The 19,117-nt window shown below is 50.6% G+C and carries 17 protein-coding genes and 3 pseudogenes; 10 read left to right on the top strand and 10 right to left on the bottom strand.

The genetic code is table 11. The annotated features are described in order from the left end of the window. Both ABZJ92_RS10970 and ypaB read right to left on the bottom strand, forming a co-directional pair. The coding region (locus ABZJ92_RS10970; protein WP_222613214.1) for a hypothetical protein at nt 1–241 on the bottom strand (241 nt) is incomplete at its 3' end. Between the two features lie 424 nt (nt 242–665). Beyond that, a complete protein-coding gene (gene ypaB, locus ABZJ92_RS10965) occupies nt 666–809 on the bottom strand; it encodes a protein YpaB (RefSeq protein ID WP_001753443.1) in 144 nt (47 codons plus the stop codon). A gap of 127 nt (nt 810–936) precedes the next feature. Here ypaB and nrdA point away from each other — a divergent pair, with 127 nt between their 5' ends. The 3 genes from nrdA to yfaE all read left to right on the top strand — a co-directional run bounded on the left by nrdA (nt 937) and on the right by yfaE (nt 4,840). Beyond that, nucleotides 937–3,222, top strand: a complete 2,286-nt coding sequence (gene nrdA / locus ABZJ92_RS10960) for a class 1a ribonucleoside-diphosphate reductase subunit alpha (RefSeq protein ID WP_001075180.1) — start codon at nt 937–939, stop codon at nt 3,220–3,222. Nucleotides 3,223–3,455: 233 nt separating this feature from the next. Continuing rightward, a complete protein-coding gene (gene nrdB / locus ABZJ92_RS10955; RefSeq protein WP_000332036.1) occupies nt 3,456–4,586 on the top strand; it encodes a class Ia ribonucleoside-diphosphate reductase subunit beta in 1,131 nt (376 codons plus the stop codon). Next, a complete protein-coding gene (gene yfaE / locus ABZJ92_RS10950; RefSeq protein ID WP_000135039.1) occupies nt 4,586–4,840 on the top strand; it encodes a ferredoxin-like diferric-tyrosyl radical cofactor maintenance protein YfaE in 255 nt (84 codons plus the stop codon). The genes nrdB and yfaE overlap by 1 nt, the downstream gene beginning before the upstream one ends. Before the next feature lie 53 nt (nt 4,841–4,893). Here yfaE and inaA read toward each other — a convergent pair whose 3' ends face one another. Next, on the bottom strand, nt 4,894–5,544 hold the full coding sequence (gene inaA / locus ABZJ92_RS10945; RefSeq protein ID WP_000301054.1) for a lipopolysaccharide kinase InaA: 651 nt from the start codon (nt 5,542–5,544) through the stop codon (nt 4,894–4,896). A gap of 79 nt (nt 5,545–5,623) precedes the next feature. After that, nucleotides 5,624–5,728 (bottom strand): annotated as a pseudogene (locus ABZJ92_RS10940) (hypothetical protein); the annotation flags it as partial. Here ABZJ92_RS10940 and ABZJ92_RS10935 point away from each other — a divergent pair. After that, nucleotides 5,723–5,965 (top strand): annotated as a pseudogene (locus ABZJ92_RS10935) (LysR family transcriptional regulator); the annotation flags it as partial. The pseudogenes ABZJ92_RS10940 and ABZJ92_RS10935 overlap by 6 nt on opposite strands. Before the next feature lie 41 nt (nt 5,966–6,006). On the opposite strand, the gene glpQ reads toward ABZJ92_RS10935, so the two are convergent. Together glpQ and glpT are read right to left on the bottom strand one after the other, a co-directional pair. Continuing rightward, nucleotides 6,007–7,083 carry a glycerophosphodiester phosphodiesterase gene (gene glpQ, locus ABZJ92_RS10930; protein WP_000768975.1) on the bottom strand — a complete coding sequence of 359 codons (1,077 nt, stop codon included), beginning with the start codon at nt 7,081–7,083 and terminating at the stop codon, nt 6,007–6,009. A gap of 4 nt (nt 7,084–7,087) precedes the next feature. Continuing rightward, complete coding sequence (glpT, locus tag ABZJ92_RS10925) at nt 7,088–8,446, bottom strand: glycerol-3-phosphate transporter (RefSeq protein WP_000948723.1); 1,359 nt, start codon at nt 8,444–8,446, stop codon at nt 7,088–7,090. A gap of 272 nt (nt 8,447–8,718) precedes the next feature. Here glpT and glpA point away from each other — a divergent pair, with 272 nt between their 5' ends. From glpA to ABZJ92_RS10905, 4 genes are all read left to right on the top strand, one after another. Next, on the top strand, nt 8,719–10,347 hold the full coding sequence (gene glpA / locus ABZJ92_RS10920) for an anaerobic glycerol-3-phosphate dehydrogenase subunit A (protein ID WP_000857257.1): 1,629 nt from the start codon (nt 8,719–8,721) through the stop codon (nt 10,345–10,347). After that, complete coding sequence (gene glpB / locus ABZJ92_RS10915) at nt 10,337–11,596, top strand: glycerol-3-phosphate dehydrogenase subunit GlpB (RefSeq protein WP_001209897.1); 1,260 nt, start codon at nt 10,337–10,339, stop codon at nt 11,594–11,596. The genes glpA and glpB overlap by 11 nt, the downstream gene beginning before the upstream one ends. Next, a complete protein-coding gene (glpC, locus tag ABZJ92_RS10910; protein ID WP_001000362.1) occupies nt 11,593–12,783 on the top strand; it encodes an anaerobic glycerol-3-phosphate dehydrogenase subunit GlpC in 1,191 nt (396 codons plus the stop codon). Before glpB ends, glpC begins: the two co-directional genes overlap by 4 nt. Before the next feature lie 192 nt (nt 12,784–12,975). Continuing rightward, the gene (locus ABZJ92_RS10905; protein WP_000140529.1) at nt 12,976–13,926 is read left to right on the top strand and encodes an ISNCY family transposase; all 951 of its coding nucleotides are present in this window, start codon (nt 12,976–12,978) and stop codon (nt 13,924–13,926) included. A 40-nt stretch (nt 13,927–13,966) separates the two neighbouring features. Here the strand turns inward: ABZJ92_RS10905 and ABZJ92_RS10900 are convergent. The 3 genes and pseudogenes from ABZJ92_RS10900 to ABZJ92_RS10890 all read right to left on the bottom strand — a co-directional run. Further along, nucleotides 13,967–14,428: pseudogene (locus ABZJ92_RS10900) on the bottom strand (aldolase/citrate lyase family protein); the annotation flags it as partial. 63 nt (nt 14,429–14,491) lie between these two features. Then, nucleotides 14,492–15,694, bottom strand: coding sequence for a nicotinamide mononucleotide deamidase-related protein YfaY (locus ABZJ92_RS10895; protein ID WP_000921661.1), 1,203 nt, complete (start codon nt 15,692–15,694; stop codon nt 14,492–14,494). 86 nt (nt 15,695–15,780) lie between these two features. After that, nucleotides 15,781–16,323: a YfaZ family outer membrane protein gene (locus tag ABZJ92_RS10890; protein WP_005046907.1), complete on the bottom strand. Its 543-nt coding sequence runs from the start codon at nt 16,321–16,323 to the stop codon at nt 15,781–15,783. Between the two features lie 278 nt (nt 16,324–16,601). On the opposite strand from ABZJ92_RS10890, the gene nudI reads away from it, so the two are divergent. Beyond that, nucleotides 16,602–17,027 (top strand): nucleoside triphosphatase NudI, encoded by a 426-nt coding sequence (gene nudI / locus ABZJ92_RS10885; RefSeq protein ID WP_001249889.1) that lies wholly within the window; start codon nt 16,602–16,604, stop codon nt 17,025–17,027. A gap of 38 nt (nt 17,028–17,065) precedes the next feature. Here nudI and ais read toward each other — a convergent pair whose 3' ends face one another. Next, nucleotides 17,066–17,668, bottom strand: a complete 603-nt coding sequence (ais, locus tag ABZJ92_RS10880; protein ID WP_005098986.1) for a lipopolysaccharide core heptose(II)-phosphate phosphatase Ais — start codon at nt 17,666–17,668, stop codon at nt 17,066–17,068. Nucleotides 17,669–17,975: 307 nt separating this feature from the next. Between ais and arnB the strand changes: the two genes are divergently transcribed. After that, nucleotides 17,976–19,115, top strand: a complete 1,140-nt coding sequence (gene arnB / locus ABZJ92_RS10875; protein ID WP_001379974.1) for a UDP-4-amino-4-deoxy-L-arabinose aminotransferase — start codon at nt 17,976–17,978, stop codon at nt 19,113–19,115. The last annotated feature ends 2 nt before the right edge of the window (nt 19,116–19,117 follow it).

Here is a 19,117-nt window from a genome sequence, read left to right as displayed (position 1 = left end):
CCACGGGAATATCTGCGGCAGCGGGCTTGTAATGGGTTAAGTGATAACAGATGTCTGGAAATATAGGGGCAAATCCATGCGTAATGCCTGAAAGGCTTTGCCTGCTGGCGTGACAACTCGCTTTGATATCATATCCCTGGCATAAATCAATGGCCGCCGCGACACCGTTAGCAGAGAAAAGAGATGCAATCATTGACGGGAGTAGAGATAAATACTCCTTGCGTAGAAAGATAATCCGCATATTAATCTGACCATCATTTTATATAAGACGGCATATTTAAACGCATTATACAATATGGGTTATCTTTCTTTTGTAAATTGTCCAACCCGATGCAATGGCTATTTTGTTATTATTTGATGAATAATATCAGTGCGTCATAATTCAAGTTAATAACCTTAAGGGATACCAGTTATATTTAAACTAAATTAAAGTAATGAATAATTTTCTTATAATATAAGGTAAATTAACAAAATGGCTTCGCATTTAACAATAACCGAATAGAAAACAACCATTTCGACATCAACAATCGCTTACATTCGCTTATATATTGACCACAACTGATACATCAGATTATGTGATGACTCGTGCTTAGATCAATTTTTGCAATCATTAGCAAAAAGATTAATAAACCATCTATATCAATTTATCCAACCTATTCTGCCGTTCAAGAAATCGCCGAACAGTTATTTTTAACAAATTTTTCTCTTCCCATTGACTTTCCCGGACACCTTGTCTGACCTAAGGTGCGCGAAAGCCACTTTTTCCTTCCTGAGTTATCCACAAAGTTATGCACTTGCAAGAGGGTCATTTTCACACTATCTTGCAGTGAATCCCAAACATACCCCCTATATATAGTGTTCTAAGCAGCTTCCCTTACTACAGGTAGTCTGCATGAAACTATTGCGGAAAGAATTCCAAAAACAGGTACGACATACATGAATCAGAATCTGCTGGTGACAAAGCGCGACGGTAGCACAGAGCGCATCAATCTCGACAAAATCCATCGCGTTCTGGATTGGGCGGCAGAAGGACTGCATAACGTTTCGATTTCCCAGGTCGAGCTGCGCTCCCACATTCAGTTTTATGACGGTATCAAGACCTCTGACATCCACGAAACTATTATCAAGGCTGCCGCAGACCTGATCTCCCGTGATGCGCCGGATTATCAGTATCTCGCCGCGCGCCTGGCGATCTTCCACCTGCGTAAAAAAGCCTACGGCCAGTTTGAGCCGCCTGCGCTGTACGACCACGTGGTGAAAATGGTCGAGATGGGCAAATACGATAATCATCTGCTGGAAGACTACACGGAAGAAGAGTTCAAGCAGATGGACACGTTTATCGATCACGACCGTGATATGACCTTCTCTTATGCTGCCGTTAAGCAGCTGGAAGGCAAATATCTAGTACAGAACCGCGTGACCGGCGAAATCTACGAAAGCGCCCAGTTCCTTTATATTCTTGTTGCCGCGTGCCTGTTCTCGAACTACCCGCGTGAAACGCGCCTGCAATACGTGAAGCGTTTTTATGACGCGGTTTCCACATTTAAAATTTCGCTGCCGACGCCAATCATGTCCGGCGTGCGTACCCCGACTCGTCAGTTCAGCTCCTGCGTACTGATCGAGTGCGGTGACAGCCTGGATTCCATCAACGCCACCTCCAGCGCGATTGTGAAATATGTTTCCCAGCGTGCCGGGATCGGCATCAACGCCGGACGTATTCGTGCGCTGGGCAGCCCGATTCGCGGTGGCGAAGCGTTCCATACCGGCTGTATCCCGTTCTACAAACATTTCCAGACAGCGGTGAAATCCTGCTCTCAGGGCGGTGTGCGCGGCGGTGCGGCAACGCTGTTCTACCCGATGTGGCATCTGGAAGTGGAAAGCCTGCTGGTGTTGAAAAACAACCGTGGGGTTGAAGGCAACCGCGTGCGTCATATGGACTACGGGGTACAAATCAACAAACTGATGTATACCCGCCTGCTGAAAGGTGAAGATATCACCCTGTTCAGCCCGTCCGACGTACCGGGGCTGTACGACGCGTTCTTCGCCGATCAGGAAGAGTTTGAACGCCTGTATACCAAATATGAGAAAGACGACAGCATCCGCAAGCAGCGTGTGAAAGCCGTTGAGCTGTTCTCGCTGATGATGCAGGAACGTGCGTCTACCGGTCGTATCTATATTCAGAACGTTGACCACTGTAATACCCATAGTCCGTTTGATCCGACCATCGCGCCAGTTCGCCAGTCTAACCTGTGCCTAGAAATTGCCCTGCCGACCAAACCGCTGAACGACGTCAACGACGAGAACGGTGAAATCGCGCTGTGTACGCTGTCTGCTTTCAACCTGGGCGCAATTAATAGCCTGGATGAACTGGAAGAGCTGGCGATTCTGGCGGTTCGTGCACTTGACGCGCTACTGGATTATCAGGATTACCCGATCCCGGCCGCCAAACGTGGAGCGATGGGGCGTCGTACGCTGGGTATTGGTGTGATTAACTTCGCTTACTATCTGGCGAAGCACGGTAAACGCTACTCCGACGGCAGCGCCAACAACCTGACGCATAAAACCTTCGAAGCGATTCAGTATTACCTGCTGAAAGCGTCTAATGAGCTGGCTAAAGAGCAAGGCGCGTGCCCGTGGTTTAACGAAACCACTTACGCGAAAGGGATCCTGCCGATCGATACCTATAAGAAAGATCTGGATGCCATCGCTAATGAGCCGCTGCATTACGACTGGGAAGCATTGCGTGAATCAATCAAAACGCACGGCCTGCGTAACTCCACGCTTTCTGCCCTGATGCCGTCCGAGACCTCTTCGCAGATCTCTAACGCCACTAACGGTATTGAACCGCCGCGCGGTTACGTCAGCATCAAAGCGTCGAAAGACGGTATTTTGCGCCAGGTGGTGCCGGACTACGAGCACCTGCACGACGCCTATGAGCTGCTGTGGGAAATGCCGGGTAACGATGGCTACCTGCAACTGGTAGGTATCATGCAGAAATTTATCGATCAGTCGATCTCTGCTAACACCAACTACGATCCGTCACGTTTCCCGTCAGGAAAAGTGCCGATGCAGCAGTTGCTGAAAGACCTGCTCACCGCCTACAAATTCGGGGTCAAAACGCTGTATTATCAGAACACCCGTGACGGCGCTGAAGACGCGCAGGACGATCTGGTACCGTCAATCCAGGACGATGGCTGCGAAAGCGGCGCATGTAAGATCTGATATTGAGATGCCGGATGCGGCGTAAACGCCTTATCCGGCCTACGGCTCGGTTTGTAGGCCTGATAAGACGCGCCAGCGTCGCATCAGGCTCCGGGTGCCGGATGCAGCGTGAACGCCTTATCCGGCCTACGGCTCGGATTTGTAGGCCTGATAAGACGCGCCAGCGTCGCATCAGGCACAGGATGCGGCGTAAAATGCCTTATCCGGCATTAAACTCCCAACAGGACACACTCATGGCATATACCACCTTTTCACAGACGAAAAATGATCAGCTCAAAGAACCGATGTTCTTTGGTCAGCCGGTCAACGTGGCTCGCTACGATCAGCAAAAATATGACATCTTCGAAAAGCTGATCGAAAAGCAGCTCTCTTTCTTCTGGCGTCCGGAAGAAGTTGACGTCTCCCGCGACCGTATAGATTACCAGGCGCTGCCGGAGCACGAAAAACACATCTTTATCAGCAACCTGAAATATCAGACGCTGCTGGATTCCATTCAGGGTCGTAGCCCGAACGTGGCGCTATTGCCGCTTATTTCTATTCCGGAACTGGAAACCTGGGTCGAAACCTGGGCGTTCTCAGAAACGATTCATTCCCGTTCCTATACTCATATCATTCGTAATATCGTTAACGATCCGTCTGTTGTGTTTGACGATATCGTCACCAACGAGCAGATCCAGAAACGTGCGGAAGGGATCTCCAGCTATTACGATGAACTGATCGAAATGACCAGCTACTGGCACCTTCTGGGCGAAGGCACCCACACCGTTAACGGTAAAACCGTAACCGTTAGCCTGCGCGAGCTGAAGAAAAAACTGTATCTCTGCCTGATGAGCGTTAACGCGCTGGAAGCGATCCGCTTCTACGTCAGCTTTGCTTGTTCCTTTGCCTTTGCAGAACGCGAACTGATGGAAGGTAACGCCAAGATTATTCGCCTGATTGCCCGCGATGAAGCCCTGCACCTGACCGGTACTCAGCATATGCTGAATCTGCTGCGCAGCGGCGCGGATGATCCGGAGATGGCGGAAATTGCCGAAGAATGTAAGCAGGAGTGCTATGACCTGTTTGTCCAGGCGGCACAGCAAGAGAAAGACTGGGCGGATTATCTGTTCCGTGACGGTTCGATGATTGGTCTGAATAAAGATATTCTCTGCCAGTACGTTGAATACATCACCAATATCCGCATGCAGGCAGTCGGTTTGGATCTGCCGTTCCAGACGCGCTCCAACCCGATCCCGTGGATCAACACCTGGCTGGTGTCTGATAACGTGCAGGTTGCTCCGCAGGAAGTGGAAGTCAGTTCTTATCTGGTCGGGCAGATTGACGCGGAAGTGGACACCGACGATTTGAGTAACTTCCAGCTCTGATGGCCCGCGTTACCCTGCGCATCACTGGCACACAACTGCTGTGCCAGGATGAACACCCTTCCCTTCTGGCGGCGCTGGAATCCCACAATGTGGCGGTTGAGTACCAGTGCCGCGAAGGTTACTGCGGCTCCTGTCGCACCCGACTGGTCGCAGGTCAGGTGGACTGGATTGCCGAACCGTTAGCCTTTATTCAGCCGGGGGAAATTTTGCCCTGTTGTTGCCGGGCAAAAGGCGATATTGAAATCGAGTTGTGATCGGGTACTAGCGCCAGATACGACGCTTACGCGTATTATCTGGCCTACAACGATTACATGGCGTAGTAATACGCTTTCACCTGCTCCCAGTCCGCTTTAGGGATCGGCTCCAGATATTTTTCCAGCTGGCGGAAGTCATGATTAATCGCTTTATCGCGACGCAAGCGGCGACGACTTTTCTCCAGATCAAGAAAACCAGCTTCTGCCTTACCTTCTGTTTTCACATAGATATGGCGAACATAGCAACAGCCATGCTGACGATTAACGCTATGCATTTTCTTAAACGCCAGTGCCACTGCTTTCAACATGGCTTGCCGTACTTCGTCAGAATAAGGCGATACTGCATGCCGGGCATACCAGTCAGCAATGCTGATGAACCCCGCCATATCTTCAGTCACCAGCAACGCGCGCCATTCACCCTCAATTTTCACCGCTTCACCAAAAACGATCTTCGGCACGATGACACCGGCCCGTTCCAGTTCTTTAATTACCGCAACCTCACGGACAATCGTTGGTCGGCCGAACGGATAACGTACTGAATGAAACAGATGATGCGTCATGCGCTTTACATACAGCTTTTTGCCGTTGCGCTCGACGCATTGCACCCCGCTCATACCATTACGGCGATAGTTAGGCTCTTCAACCCAGTCGCCCTCTGTTGCCCACCAGTGATTAAATTCGTCGTACTTTGCTGAAACTGCCATACCCTATCGCCTGTCATTTTTATTAACGACAATGACTATAGGTGGTTACCTGAGGAAAATCTTAATGAAACGTGTCGTATTAATGAATTTCTTTTGCCGCTACAGGTGTGACACCGCTTTTGCCCTTCATTTGCAGCGCATAGATTCCACCAGCCACTACCACTAATAGTGCGCCCAGCAGATAAAATGTGAATTTAATCAGTCGGATACAGCGATGAATTTTATTCGACAGGGATTAGGCATCGCCTTACAACCAGAGTTAACGCTGAAAAGCATTGCAGGTGAATTGTGTTCCGTTCCTCACGAACCAACCTTCTATCGACAGATTTCGTTGCTGACTAAAGAAAAGCCGGTAGAAGGCAGTCCACTGTTTTTACTACAAATGTGCATGGAACAATTAGTGGCGATTGGAAAAATTTGATATGAGACAGGATGGCGCATGAACGCCATCCTGCAGTAACATTACTCTTTATTAAGAAATTTTACTGCCTTATCAGGGAAATCAGTAAACAGCCCATTTACACCCGCTTTGTTATACAGAGCATCATATAACTGATTCACATCAGGAGTGTATTCAGGCAGTTTATCTGACCGCACGGTATAAGGATGCACTACCAGTTTATTCTGCTGGGCATCTTGCACCATGCCAGTGAGTTTGATATTACCCGGCTGCGATGTCTCCTCAATCAACATATGGTAATCCGGACCAATACCATCTGCATATTCCGCCACCTGTTTCATGGCTCCCGGCTTAAACATCCAGTCGTAGTTGTAATTAACCCAGCTTCCATCCGGCTGTTTCTGCTGCGTTTCATTCCAGTCGGTATAGGCAATCAGCTGTACCAGATTGAGCTCCATGCCCATTTTGGGTTCCAGCTCATTCTTAATACGCTTCAGCTCATCAGCATCAAAACATTGCAAATAAACTTTATCGTCTTTACCGGTGTAACCATATTTCTTCAGCACTTCCAGCGTTTTTGCCGCAATATCCTTCCCTTCCTGATGATGGAACCACGGCGCTTTGATTTCTGGATAGATACCGATATTTTTCCCGGTAGAGTGATTTAACCCCTGAACAAATTCAATCTCTTCTTCAAAGGTGTGCACCCGGAAGTCGGACTTACCCATTGGGAAACGCCCCGGATAAGTCTGTACTTTTTTACCGTTTTCAATATCGAAACCTTCGGTAAATTTCAGCGACTTAATTTCATCCAGCGTGAAATCTATCGCGTAGTAACGACCGTCTTTGCGCGCCCGATCCGGGAAACGATCGGCAACATCAGTAACACGATCGAGATAATGGTCATGCAGAACAACCAGATGGTCGTCTTTGGTCATCACCAAATCCTGTTCCAGATAATCCGCTCCCTGCGCATACGCCATCGCTTTTGCTGGCAGCGTATGCTCCGGCAAATATCCACTGGCACCGCGATGGGCGATGACTATTTTTTCGTTGCTGTCCGCCGCCATTGCACTGCTTCCCATGACTATAGTGCTCATCATGATCGCCATGCTAAGGTTTTTCAGCTTCAATTTCATGCCATTAGCCTCCGTTGCGTTTTTGCAGTAATTGTTCATGGCGACGTTTTTCGCCAATCATCACAACAATCAACAAGATAACCGCCAGAATGCTGCCGCCAATCATTACCATAAAGCCGCCATCCCAGCCGAAGAAGTCCACGGTGTAGCCAACAATCGCGCTCGCCGCCACCGAACCGCCCAGGTAACCAAACAGCCCGGTAAAGCCCGCTGCCGTACCTGCCGCTTTTTTCGGTGCCAGTTCCAGCGCATGCAGACCGATCAGCATCACAGGACCGTAGATCAGGAAGCCGATAACAATCATACAAATCATATCGACGGTTGGGTTACCTGCCGGGTTCATCCAGTAAACGATAGTCGCGATGGTCACCAGTGTCATAAAGAAGACGCCGGTTGCCCCACGGTTACCACGGAAGACTTTGTCCGACATCCAGCCGCACAGCAGGGTGCCCGGAATACCCGCATACTCATAGAAGAAGTAGGCCCAGGAGGATTTATCCAGCGCGAAATGCTTAACCTCTTTCAGATAAGTCGGTGACCAGTCGAGGATGCCGTAACGCAGCAGATAAACGAACACGTTGGCGATGGCGATGTACCACAGCAGTTTGTTCGGCAGCACGTACTGCATGAAGATTTGCTTCGCGGTCAGCTCCTGTTCCGCTTTTTCGTTATAGTCGTCCGGATAATCATTTTTGTACTCTTCGATCGGCGGCAAGCCACAGGATTGCGGGGTATCGCGCATCATCGCAAAGGCGAATAATGCCACCAGAATGGCGCAGAAAGCAGGCATATAGAGCGCCGCATGCCAGTCATTGAACCAGGCCATCCCCAGCAGGAACAGCAGCGGCGGAATACCACCACCGACGTTGTGCGCACAGTTCCACACTGACACAATGCCGCCACGTTCTTTCTGCGACCACCAGTGCACCATAGTACGACCACACGGCGGCCACCCCATCCCCTGGAACCAACCGCAGAGGAACAACAGTACAAACATCACCGCAATGCTCGACGTCGCCCATGGCACAAAGCCCATAAACAACATCACTGCCGCCGCCAGAATCAAACCTGCGGGCAGGAAAACGCGCGGATTCGAGCGATCCGATACCGAACCCATGATGAATTTCGAAAATCCATAAGCAATCGAGATCCCCGAAAGGGCAAAACCTAAATCACCGCGTGAGAATCCCTGCTCAACCAGATAAGGCATAGCAAGCGCAAAGTTCTTACGAACCAAATAGTAAGCCGCATAGCCAAAGAATATCCCCAGGAAAATTTGCCAGCGCAATCGACGATAAGTCGGATCGATCTCCGCGGCAGGTAAGCGCGCTTTGTGTGGCGCTGGTTTAAAAATACTCAACATTGATAGCCTCCGTGGCCCGTGGTCTTATTTATGATTAACAGCCTGATTCAGTGAGAGAACCTGCCGTTTCTTGAGTTGCCGCGATGTTAAGAAAACATTCATAAATTAAATGTGAATTGCCGCACACATTATTAAATAAGATTTACAAAATGTTCAAAATGACGCATGAAATCACGTTTTACTTTCGAATCATGAGCGAATATGCGCGAAATCAAACAATTCATGTTTTTACTATGGCTAAATGGTAAAAAACGAACTTCAGAGGGATAACAATGAAAACTCGCGACTCGCAATCAAGTGACGTGATTATCATTGGCGGCGGCGCAACGGGAGCCGGGATTGCCCGCGACTGTGCCCTGCGCGGGCTGCGCGTGATTTTGGTTGAGCGCCACGACATCGCAACCGGTGCCACCGGGCGTAACCACGGCCTGCTGCACAGCGGTGCGCGCTATGCAGTAACCGATGCGGAATCGGCCCGCGAATGCATTAGTGAAAACCAGATCCTGAAACGCATTGCACGTCACTGCGTTGAACCAACCAACGGCCTGTTTATCACCCTGCCGGAAGATGACCTCTCATTCCAGGCCACTTTTATTCGCGCCTGCGAAGAAGCAGGGATCAGCGCAGAAGCTATAGACCCGCAGCAAGCGCGCATTATCGAACCTGCCGTTAACCCGGCACTGATTGGCGCGGTGAAAGTTCCGGATGGCACCGTTGATCCATTTCGTCTGACCGCAGCAAACATGCTGGATGCCAAAGAACACGGTGCCGTTATCCTTACCGCTCATGAAGTCACGGGGCTGATTCGTGAAGGCGCGACGGTGTGCGGTGTTCGTGTACGTAACCATCTCACCGGCGAAACTCAGGCCCTTCATGCACCTGTCGTGGTTAATGCCGCTGGGATCTGGGGGCAACACATTGCCGAATATGCCGATCTGCGCATTCGCATGTTCCCGGCGAAAGGATCGCTGCTGATCATGGATCACCGCATTAACCAGCATGTGATCAACCGCTGCCGTAAACCTTCCGACGCCGATATTCTGGTGCCTGGCGATACCATTTCGCTGATTGGTACCACCTCTTTACGTATTGATTACAACGAGATTGACGATAATCGAGTGACGGCAGAAGAGGTTGATATTCTGCTGCGTGAAGGGGAAAAACTGGCCCCCGTGATGGCGAAAACGCGCATTTTGCGGGCCTATTCTGGCGTGCGCCCGCTGGTTGCCAGCGATGACGACCCGAGCGGACGTAACGTCAGCCGTGGCATCGTGCTGCTCGACCATGCTGAACGCGATGGTCTGGACGGATTTATCACCATCACCGGTGGCAAACTGATGACCTATCGGCTGATGGCTGAATGGGCTACCGACGCGGTATGCCGCAAACTGGGCAACACGCGCCCCTGTACGACTGCCGATCTGGCACTGCCTGGTTCACAAGAACCCGCTGAAGTTACCTTGCGTAAAGTCATCTCCCTGCCTGCCCCGCTGCGCGGTTCTGCGGTTTATCGTCATGGCGATCGCACGCCTGCCTGGCTGAGCGAAGGCCGTCTACACCGTAGCCTGGTATGTGAGTGCGAAGCGGTAACTGCGGGTGAAGTGCAGTACGCGGTAGAAAATTTAAACGTTAATAGCCTGCTGGATTTACGCCGTCGTACCCGTGTGGGGATGGGCACCTGCCAGGGCGAACTCTGCGCCTGCCGCGCTGCCGGACTGCTGCAACGGTTTAACGTCACGACGTCCGCGCAATCTATCGAGCAACTTTCCACCTTCCTTAACGAACGCTGGAAAGGCGTGCAACCCATCGCCTGGGGAGACGCACTGCGCGAAAGCGAATTTACCCGCTGGGTTTATCAGGGACTGTGTGGTCTGGAGAAGGAGCAGAAAGATGCGCTTTGATACTGTCATTATGGGCGGCGGCCTCGCCGGATTACTCTGTGGCCTGCAACTGCAAAAACACGGCCTGCGCTGTGCCATTGTCACGCGTGGTCAAAGCGCGTTGCATTTCTCATCCGGTTCGCTGGATTTGCTGAGCCATCTGCCAGATGGTCAACCCGTGGCAGACATTCACAGTGGACTGGAATCTTTGCGTCAGCAGGCACCTGCACATCCTTACTCTCTTCTCGGGCCACAACGCGTGCTCGATCTCGCTTGCCAGGCGCAGGCATTAATCGCTGAAAGCGGTGCGCAATTGCAGGGCAGCGTAGAACTGGCTCACCAGCGGATTACGCCGCTCGGCACTTTGCGTGCAACCTGGTTAAGTTCGCCAGAAGTTCCCGTCTGGCCGCTACCCGCGAAGAAGATATGTGTAGTGGGGATAAGCGGGCTGATGGATTTCCAGGCGCATCTTGCGGCGGCTTCGTTGCGCGAACTGGATCTTTCGGTTGAAACCGCAGAAATAGAGCTGCCGGAACTGGATGTCCTGCGCAATAACGCCACCGAATTTCGCGCGGTGAATATCGCCCGTTTCCTTGATAATGAAGAAAACTGGCCGCTGTTACTTGATGCGCTTATTCCTGTCGCCAATACCTGCGAAATGATCCTGATGCCCGCCTGCTTCGGCCTGGCCGATGACAAACTGTGGCGTTGGTTGAATGAAAAACTACCTTGTTCACTGATGCTTTTGCCAACGCTGCCGCCTTCCGTGCTGGGCATTCGTCTGCAAAACCAGTTACAGCGCCAGTTTGTGCGCCAAGGTGGAGTGTGGATGCCGGGCGATGAAGTGAAAAAAGTGACCTGTAAAAATGGCGTAGTGAATGAAATCTGGACCCGCAATCACGCCGATATTCCGCTACGTCCACGTTTCGCGGTTCTCGCCAGCGGCAGTTTCTTTAGTGGCGGACTAGTAGCGGAACGTAACGGCATTCGCGAGCCGATTCTCGGCCTTGATGTGCTACAAACCGCCACGCGGGGTGAATGGTATAAGGGCGATTTTTTTGCGCCGCAACCGTGGCAGCAGTTCGGTGTAACCACTGATGAGACGCTACGCCCGTCGCAGGCAGGGCAAACCATTGAGAACCTGTTTGCCATCGGTTCGGTGCTGGGCGGATTTGATCCCATCGCCCAGGGATGCGGCGGCGGTGTTTGTGCCGTCAGTGCTTTACATGCCGCTCAACAGATTGCCCAACGCGCAGGAGGCCAACAATGAACGACACCAGCTTCGAAAACTGCATTAAGTGCACCGTCTGCACCACCGCCTGCCCGGTGAGCCGGGTGAATCCCGGTTATCCAGGGCCAAAACAAGCCGGGCCGGATGGCGAGCGTCTGCGTTTGAAAGATGGCGCACTGTATGACGAGGCGCTGAAATATTGCATCAACTGCAAACGTTGTGAAGTCGCCTGCCCGTCCGATGTGAAGATTGGCGATATTATCCAGCGCGCGCGGGCGAAATATGACACCACGCGCCCGTCGCTGCGTAATTTTGTGTTGAGTCATACCGACCTGATGGGTAGCGTTTCCACGCCGTTCGCACCAATCGTCAACACCGCTACCTCGCTGAAACCGGTGCGGCAGCTGCTTGATGCGGCGTTAAAAATCGATCATCGTCGCACGCTACCGAAATACTCCTTCGGCACGTTCCGTCGCTGGTATCGCAGCATAGCGGCTCAGCAAGCACAATATAAAGACCAGGTCGCTTTCTTTCACGGCTGCTTCGTTAACTACAACCATCCGCAGTTAGGTAAAGATTTAATTAAAGTGCTCAACGCAATGGGTACCGGTGTACAACTGCTCAGCAAAGAAAAATGCTGCGGCGTACCGCTAATCGCCAACGGCTTTACCGATAAAGCACGCAAACAGGCAATTACGAATGTAGAGTCGATCCGCGAAGCTGTGGGAGTAAAAGGCATTCCGGTGATTGCCACCTCCTCAACCTGTACATTTGCCCTGCGCGACGAATACCCGGAAGTGCTGAATGTCGACAACAAAGGCTTGCGCGATCATATCGAACTGGCAACCCGCTGGCTGTGGCGCAAGCTGGACGAAGGCAAAACGTTACCGCTGAAACCGCTGCCGCTGAAAGTGGTTTATCACACTCCGTGCCATATGGAAAAAATGGGCTGGACGCTCTACACCCTGGAGCTGTTGCGTAACATCCCGGGGCTTGAGTTAACGGTGCTGGATTCCCAGTGCTGCGGTATTGCGGGTACTTACGGTTTCAAAAAAGAGAACTACCCCACCTCACAAGCCATCGGCGCACCACTGTTCCGCCAGATAGAAGAAAGCGGCGCAGATCTGGTGGTCACCGACTGCGAAACCTGTAAATGGCAGATAGAGATGTCCACAAGTCTTCGCTGCGAACATCCGATTACGCTACTGGCCCAGGCGCTGGCTTAAACTCCCTTCTGATGCCCGGTAAGCATGTGGTTACCGGGCATTTTTGCGTACACGATTCCGTGCCCAATGTATGCGTTGCAACGCAGTGAAAATTCCTCTGAAAACGTCTCGCAAAGGCTGAAACTGGCAGATGTCAAAGGCCTGGGATAACCGTAATGTCGCGTCATCATAAATATCAGGTGACGGACAACCATGACCGAATCAACAACCTCCTCCCCGCATGATGCGGTATTTAAAACCTTTATATTCACACCCGAAACCGCACGGGATTTTCTCGAAATACATTTACCAGAACCACTGCGCAAGCTTTGCAACCTGCAAACCTTACGCCTGGAACCCACTAGTTTTATTGAAAAAAGTTTACGCGCTTACTACTCGGATGTTTTGTGGTCCGTGGAAACCAGCGACGGTGACGGCTATATCTACTGCGTGATTGAACATCAAAGCTCTGCAGAAAAGAATATGGCTTTTCGGCCAATGCGCTATGCCACTGCCGCCATGCAGAGTCACCTAGATAAAGGCTATGACAGAGTTCCGCTGGTGGTGCCATTGCTGTTTTATCATGGCGAAACATCGCCCTACCCGTACTCACTTAACTGGCTGGATGAGTTTGACGATCCGCAACTTGCCCGGCAGTTGTACACCGAAGCTTTTCCGTTGGTGGATATCACCATCGTACCTGACGATGAGATCATGCAACATCGGCGTATAGCTCTGCTGGAACTGATTCAAAAGCATATTCGCGACCACGATTTAATCGGCATGGTCGACAGGATCACCACGCTTTTGGTTAGAGGCTTCACTAATGACAGCCAGCTACAAACACTGTTTAATTATCTGCTGCAATGCGGCGATACCTCCCGTTTCACCCGTTTTATTCAGGAGATTGCCGAACGTTCACCACTACAAAAGGAGAGATTAATGACTATTGCTGAACGGCTACGGCAGGAAGGACATCAAATTGGCTGGCAAGAAGGTAAATTAGTAGGTTTGCAGCAAGGTAAATTAGAAGGTTTGCAGGAAGGTATGCATGAACAAGCCATTAAAATTGCTTTGCGCATGCTGGAACAGGGCATTGATCGTGACCAAGTGCTCGCGGCCACCCAGCTAAGCGAAGCCGATCTGGCAGCGAATAACCACTAATTAACACAGGCCCACAGCCGATCCCCATGGGCCTTTGATATCAATAACTACCTTTTATGCGTGGCCCATTTTTGCCTGATTTAAACATCGCCAGTCGTTGATCCAGGGCATCGCTGTAGAGCATCGTGTCAACGCCAACAGCGACAAAGTTCGCTCCCCACGCCAGGCATTGCTGCGCCATATCAGGAGCCACAGCCAGAAAACCAGCCGCTTTACCCGCAGCACGGATCCGCCGAATGCTGGTTTCAATAATTCGCTGCACTTCCGGGTGCCCGGCGTTATCCGGGTAGCCCAACGACGCAGAAAGATCCGCTGGTCCAATAAACACGCCATCAATCCCTTCGACGTCGAGGATCTCGTCCAGGTTATCCAGTGCCGTTTTACTTTCCACCTGCACTAACAGACAAAGCGAATCGTTGACTTGCGCCATGTAATTCTCAATGCGTCCCCAGCGCGCAGCCCGTGCCACACTGGCCCCAACACCACGCTCACCGTAGGGAGGGTTGGACAAATTTTGCCGGAGGGGGAATGTGCCGGTGCAGTAAACCGGCACAGAGTGGCGAAATCAGACGGATAAAGTCATGGACTCAACAACCTCAATCCAGCCATGCTCACTAGCGATGTCCTGGCCGTTTAACCAACGGCGTAGCATATTCAGTGCCATCATTGCGCACACTTCCTGACGGATAGCCAGGCTGTAGCGTGTAGTGCTGAAACGCACACGCAGAGCGAAAGTGCCGTCTGGCGTGGCTAGCGCAAAGTTGAGATGCTCGTTCTCGAAACCCGAAACAGCCAGTGCCAGCCCGGCAAAATGGTTGGCCCGCCGTTCTGTAATCCAGTGCGCAGTTTGCGCCAGGGTTTCTTCCTGTGAAGGAATCACTTCACACGCCAGCAATGGAGCACCTGCGCGAGAAAGTTGCAAAGCCAATAAACCACCGGTGAATTGCTCGCTCAACGTCAGGCTGAACTGGCGGTTTTGCAATTCGCGACTGATCTGCGCGGGCAGTCCTTCGGTGCCTTCGAAAATCACGCTCTGTCCGGCAACACGTTTAACGTCCAGCCACAGTTTTTCCATCGCCTGTTGCTCGCTTGCCGGTCCGGTGAGTTTCAGTTCGATGATCGGCATTGAGGAGCGATAGCCCATTGTTACGCCCGGCGGCAGTTGTAGAGTGTCCAGGCTTTGTGCCAGATCGCTTTCCGAACGACCAAAGGTAGTTAAACGCAGACAAACCGGCGGCTGTGGTAAAGAAAAACGCTCGCGCAGGCGCGGCAGGATTTCGTGCTCGACCATCACCTTAAATTCTGACGGTACGCCGGGAGTAAAGAACATCAGGCAACGATTAAGCTGCACGGCAAAACCACAGGCGGTGCCTACCGGGTTATTGATAAATTCAGCACTGGCAGGCAGCTCCGCTTGTTTACGGTTGCTCGGTGCCATTACTCGTCCACGTTCGTGGAAATAGCGTTCCATCTCTTTGAGCCAGGCTTCATGCAGCACCAGGCCTTCACCTTTTGCTGTCGCAGCGGCGAGTGCGCTTAAATCATCGCTGGTCGGTCCCAGCCCGCCGTTAACGATCAGCACATCGGCGTGCTGACTACGTTCGCGAAGAATGGTGACTAAGTCATCAAGGTTATCCCCCACCGTATTGCGGCGAGATAATGGCAGCCCCTGATGAAAGAAAAAATCGGCCAGCCAGGCAGCGTTAGTGTCAACGATTTGCCCGTATAACACTTCATCCCCGGTGGATAGCATTTCCACTTTTAACATGGTTATCTCCTGCTTTTGTTATCGAATCACTATAACGCAAAGGGAGATAAGGCGTAGTAAGAAACTGAATGCCGCGCCGGAAGGGATCAGAAACTGGCGTTAACCCCAACATACAGGCCGTCAGCCACAGCGTTGTCGCGGTTACCGTCTTTACCCGACAGATTCAGGTAGCGATAACCCGCCTCAATACTGACTGGACGCATAATGGTGTAACGCGCGCCAGCATTCGCTTCCTCATAACTTTGAATACCGCTGGAGAGCGAATCCGGAGAGTAGTAATACTCGCCAAACAAACGGAAGCTGTTGCCAATTTTCCACTGCAAACCACCTCCTACCGCTGCGGCATAACCTTCATCGCCGTAATTCGGGTTGGTGTACACGCCTTTTCCGCCAACGGTCGCCATTAACGGCCCGAGAGGCAGATTCAACCCCAGCCCCACGCCCGCGACGTCACCGTCGTCGTCGTTATGTGTCCAGTTACCGCTTAAAGCCAGGCCCGTCGATTCAGTCCCAAAACCGACACCAATATTGGTGTATTCTTTACCCGCCTGGCCGCTGATGCTCATTGCATTGACCGATGCAGAAACCAACAGCATTCCGGCCAGACCTGCTAGCGCAATTTTTTTCATTATCCCCTTTCCCACAAGCAATTAATCAAAATTCCCAAAGCTGCGGGATTGTACTGCCTGGCACAGAGGATTCAATGAGCGAAAAAAGGGATCTAGTCACTTATTGTAACTAAATACTTCTTAAATAATTAAACGCCGAAAAAATAAACACACTTTACCGATACACACAAAAATAATAATAAGTGCAGTTATCATTGCAAAAGAGATTACTGTCACTTTCACATATTTCTGAGTTACCGTATTCTCATGGTTTCTTTTTATTTATAAGGAATACCCCTGTGCGACAACGGACTATTGTATGCCCTTTGATTCAAAATGATGGTGCTTATTTGCTGTGCAAAATGGCCGACGATCGCGGCGTTTTCCCCGGTCAATGGGCGCTTTCGGGTGGCGGCGTGGAGTCTGGCGAACGAATTGAAGAGGCACTACGCCGCGAAATTCGCGAAGAACTGGGAGAACAGCTGCTTTTGACAGAAATCACGCCGTGGACCTTCAGCGATGATATTCGCACCAAGACATATGCAGATGGTCGCAAGGAAGAGATTTATATGATTTACCTGATTTTTGACTGCGTTTCTGCCAACCGAGAAGTGAAAATAAACGAAGAGTTTCAGGACTACGCGTGGGTAAAACCTGAAGATCTGGTGCATTATGATTTAAATGTTGCCACCCGAAAAACGTTACGTTTGAAAGGTCTTCTTTAACAATGATGACAGCCATCACTGGCTGTCAGATTGAAAATTTAGTGGTTAACGAATTCCCCATCCAGATAAACTTTGCCTTTTTCCACATGCATGACTAAACCATCCAGATAATCAGGTTTAAATATCGCATCACGCTTATTTTTAGCAATATATGTCAGGCAATGATTATGGGTGAAAATAACGATATTTTTATCAGGCGCTTTGCTTTGTAAGTCCTTAATTGCACTATAAATCTCATTACCGCACTGAAGAAGTCGTTTATCTACCGTCAGCTTTTTACCCGCGGAAAACCAGGTCGCCGACTGAATGGTCCGGACGGTATTACTGGAATAAAGATCGAAATCAGAGATGTCAGCGCTAAAAGCGTTGCCCAGTTCACGGGCATCCTGGGTACCTTTAACCGTAATACCTGTTTTATCTGACAAGCATTGATTGGTTGAACGATCGCAACGTTCAGCATGGCGAAACAAAACGACAACCGGGTGCTGCTGTGCCAGTCTGGCCAATGTTTTATTGTCGATACGTGGCAAACCATTGCTACTCCAGGCGGCATGAGTACCCAGTCCGGCAATTGCAGCGAGCGCCAGTAAAATGATGAAATATTTTTTTGACTTCAATGATGAGCGGCAAAAAGCTAACACGTAAACTCCACCTATAGACAAGCGCAACCAGACAATTACCGTGAAATTGAGCGACATTTCTGGCGATAATTAGCAGTTGGTGTAATATTAAAAATCCTACGATGTCGGCAAAATGCCTCAAATTTTTGCCAAATGCAAAGCCTAAATAAGAAAAAATATAAAAATTTCAATATTTACGTCTAATATTAGTTTCTTAAGGTTAAGTTAATATTCTATCCTTAAAATTTCGCTCCAAATGGCAAAATATACACAACACTCTTTATAGCAAATATAAGTGGACAGGTATTCAATGGCGGAAGGAAAAGCAATGTCAGAATTTTTGCCTTTTTCGCGACCAGCAATGGGCGTGGAGGAACTCGCTGCAGTTAAAGAGGTTCTCGAATCCGGTTGGATCACAACCGGTCCGAAGAATCAGGCGCTTGAGCAAGCCTTTTGCCAGTTGACGGGAAATCAGCATGCCATCGCGGTCAGTTCAGCCACCGCCGGAATGCATATCACGCTAATGGCGTTGGAAATTGGCAAGGGCGATGAAGTGATTACGCCTTCCCTGACCTGGGTTTCAACCCTCAATATGATTTCCTTGCTGGGTGCAACGCCGGTAATGGTGGATGTCGACCGCGATACGCTGATGGTCACGCCTGAAGCGATCGAATCAGCCATTACGCCACGCACTAAAGCCATCATTCCGGTGCATTATGCCGGTGCGCCAGCAGATATTGACGCCATTCGCGCCATTGGCGAACGTTACGGCATCGCAGTTATCGAAGATGCTGCCCATGCCGTCGGTACGTATTACAAAGGGCGACATATTGGCGCAAAAGGTACCGCTATTTTTTCATTTCATGCCATTAAAAATATTACCTGTGCTGAAGGTGGCCTGATTGTAACTGATAATGAAAACCTTGCCCGCCAGCTACGGATGCTGAAATTTCACGGTCTGGGTGTCGATGCCTATGACAGACAAACCTGGGGCCGTGCACCGCAGGCTGAAGTCTTAACACCGGGCTATAAGTACAATCTGACCGATATTAACGCCGCGATTGCCCTGACACAGTTAGTCAAATTAGAGCACCTCAACACCCGTCGGCGCGAAATTGCCCAGCAATATCAGCAAGCACTGGCAGCTCTCCCCTTTCAGCCATTAAGCCTTCCCGCCTGGCCGCACGTTCACGCCTGGCATCTGTTTATTATTCGTGTCGATGAACAACGTTGTGGTATCAGTCGCGATGCGTTGATGGAAGCGTTAAAAGAAAGAGGCATTGGTACCGGGTTACATTTCCGCGCCGCTCACACACAAAAATATTATCGCGAGCGTTTTCCCACGCTGTCGTTACCGAATACCGAATGGAATAGCGAACGCATCTGTTCGTTGCCGCTGTTCCCGGATATGACTACCGCCGATGCCGACCGCGTCATCACAGCCCTTCAGCAACTCGCAGGACAATAAGC

It is taken from the genome of Shigella sp. FJ200513 (assembly GCF_040495915.1).
Lineage (GTDB): Bacteria > Pseudomonadota > Gammaproteobacteria > Enterobacterales > Enterobacteriaceae > ECMA0423.
This window is presented reverse-complemented; position numbering and strand designations above follow the sequence as displayed.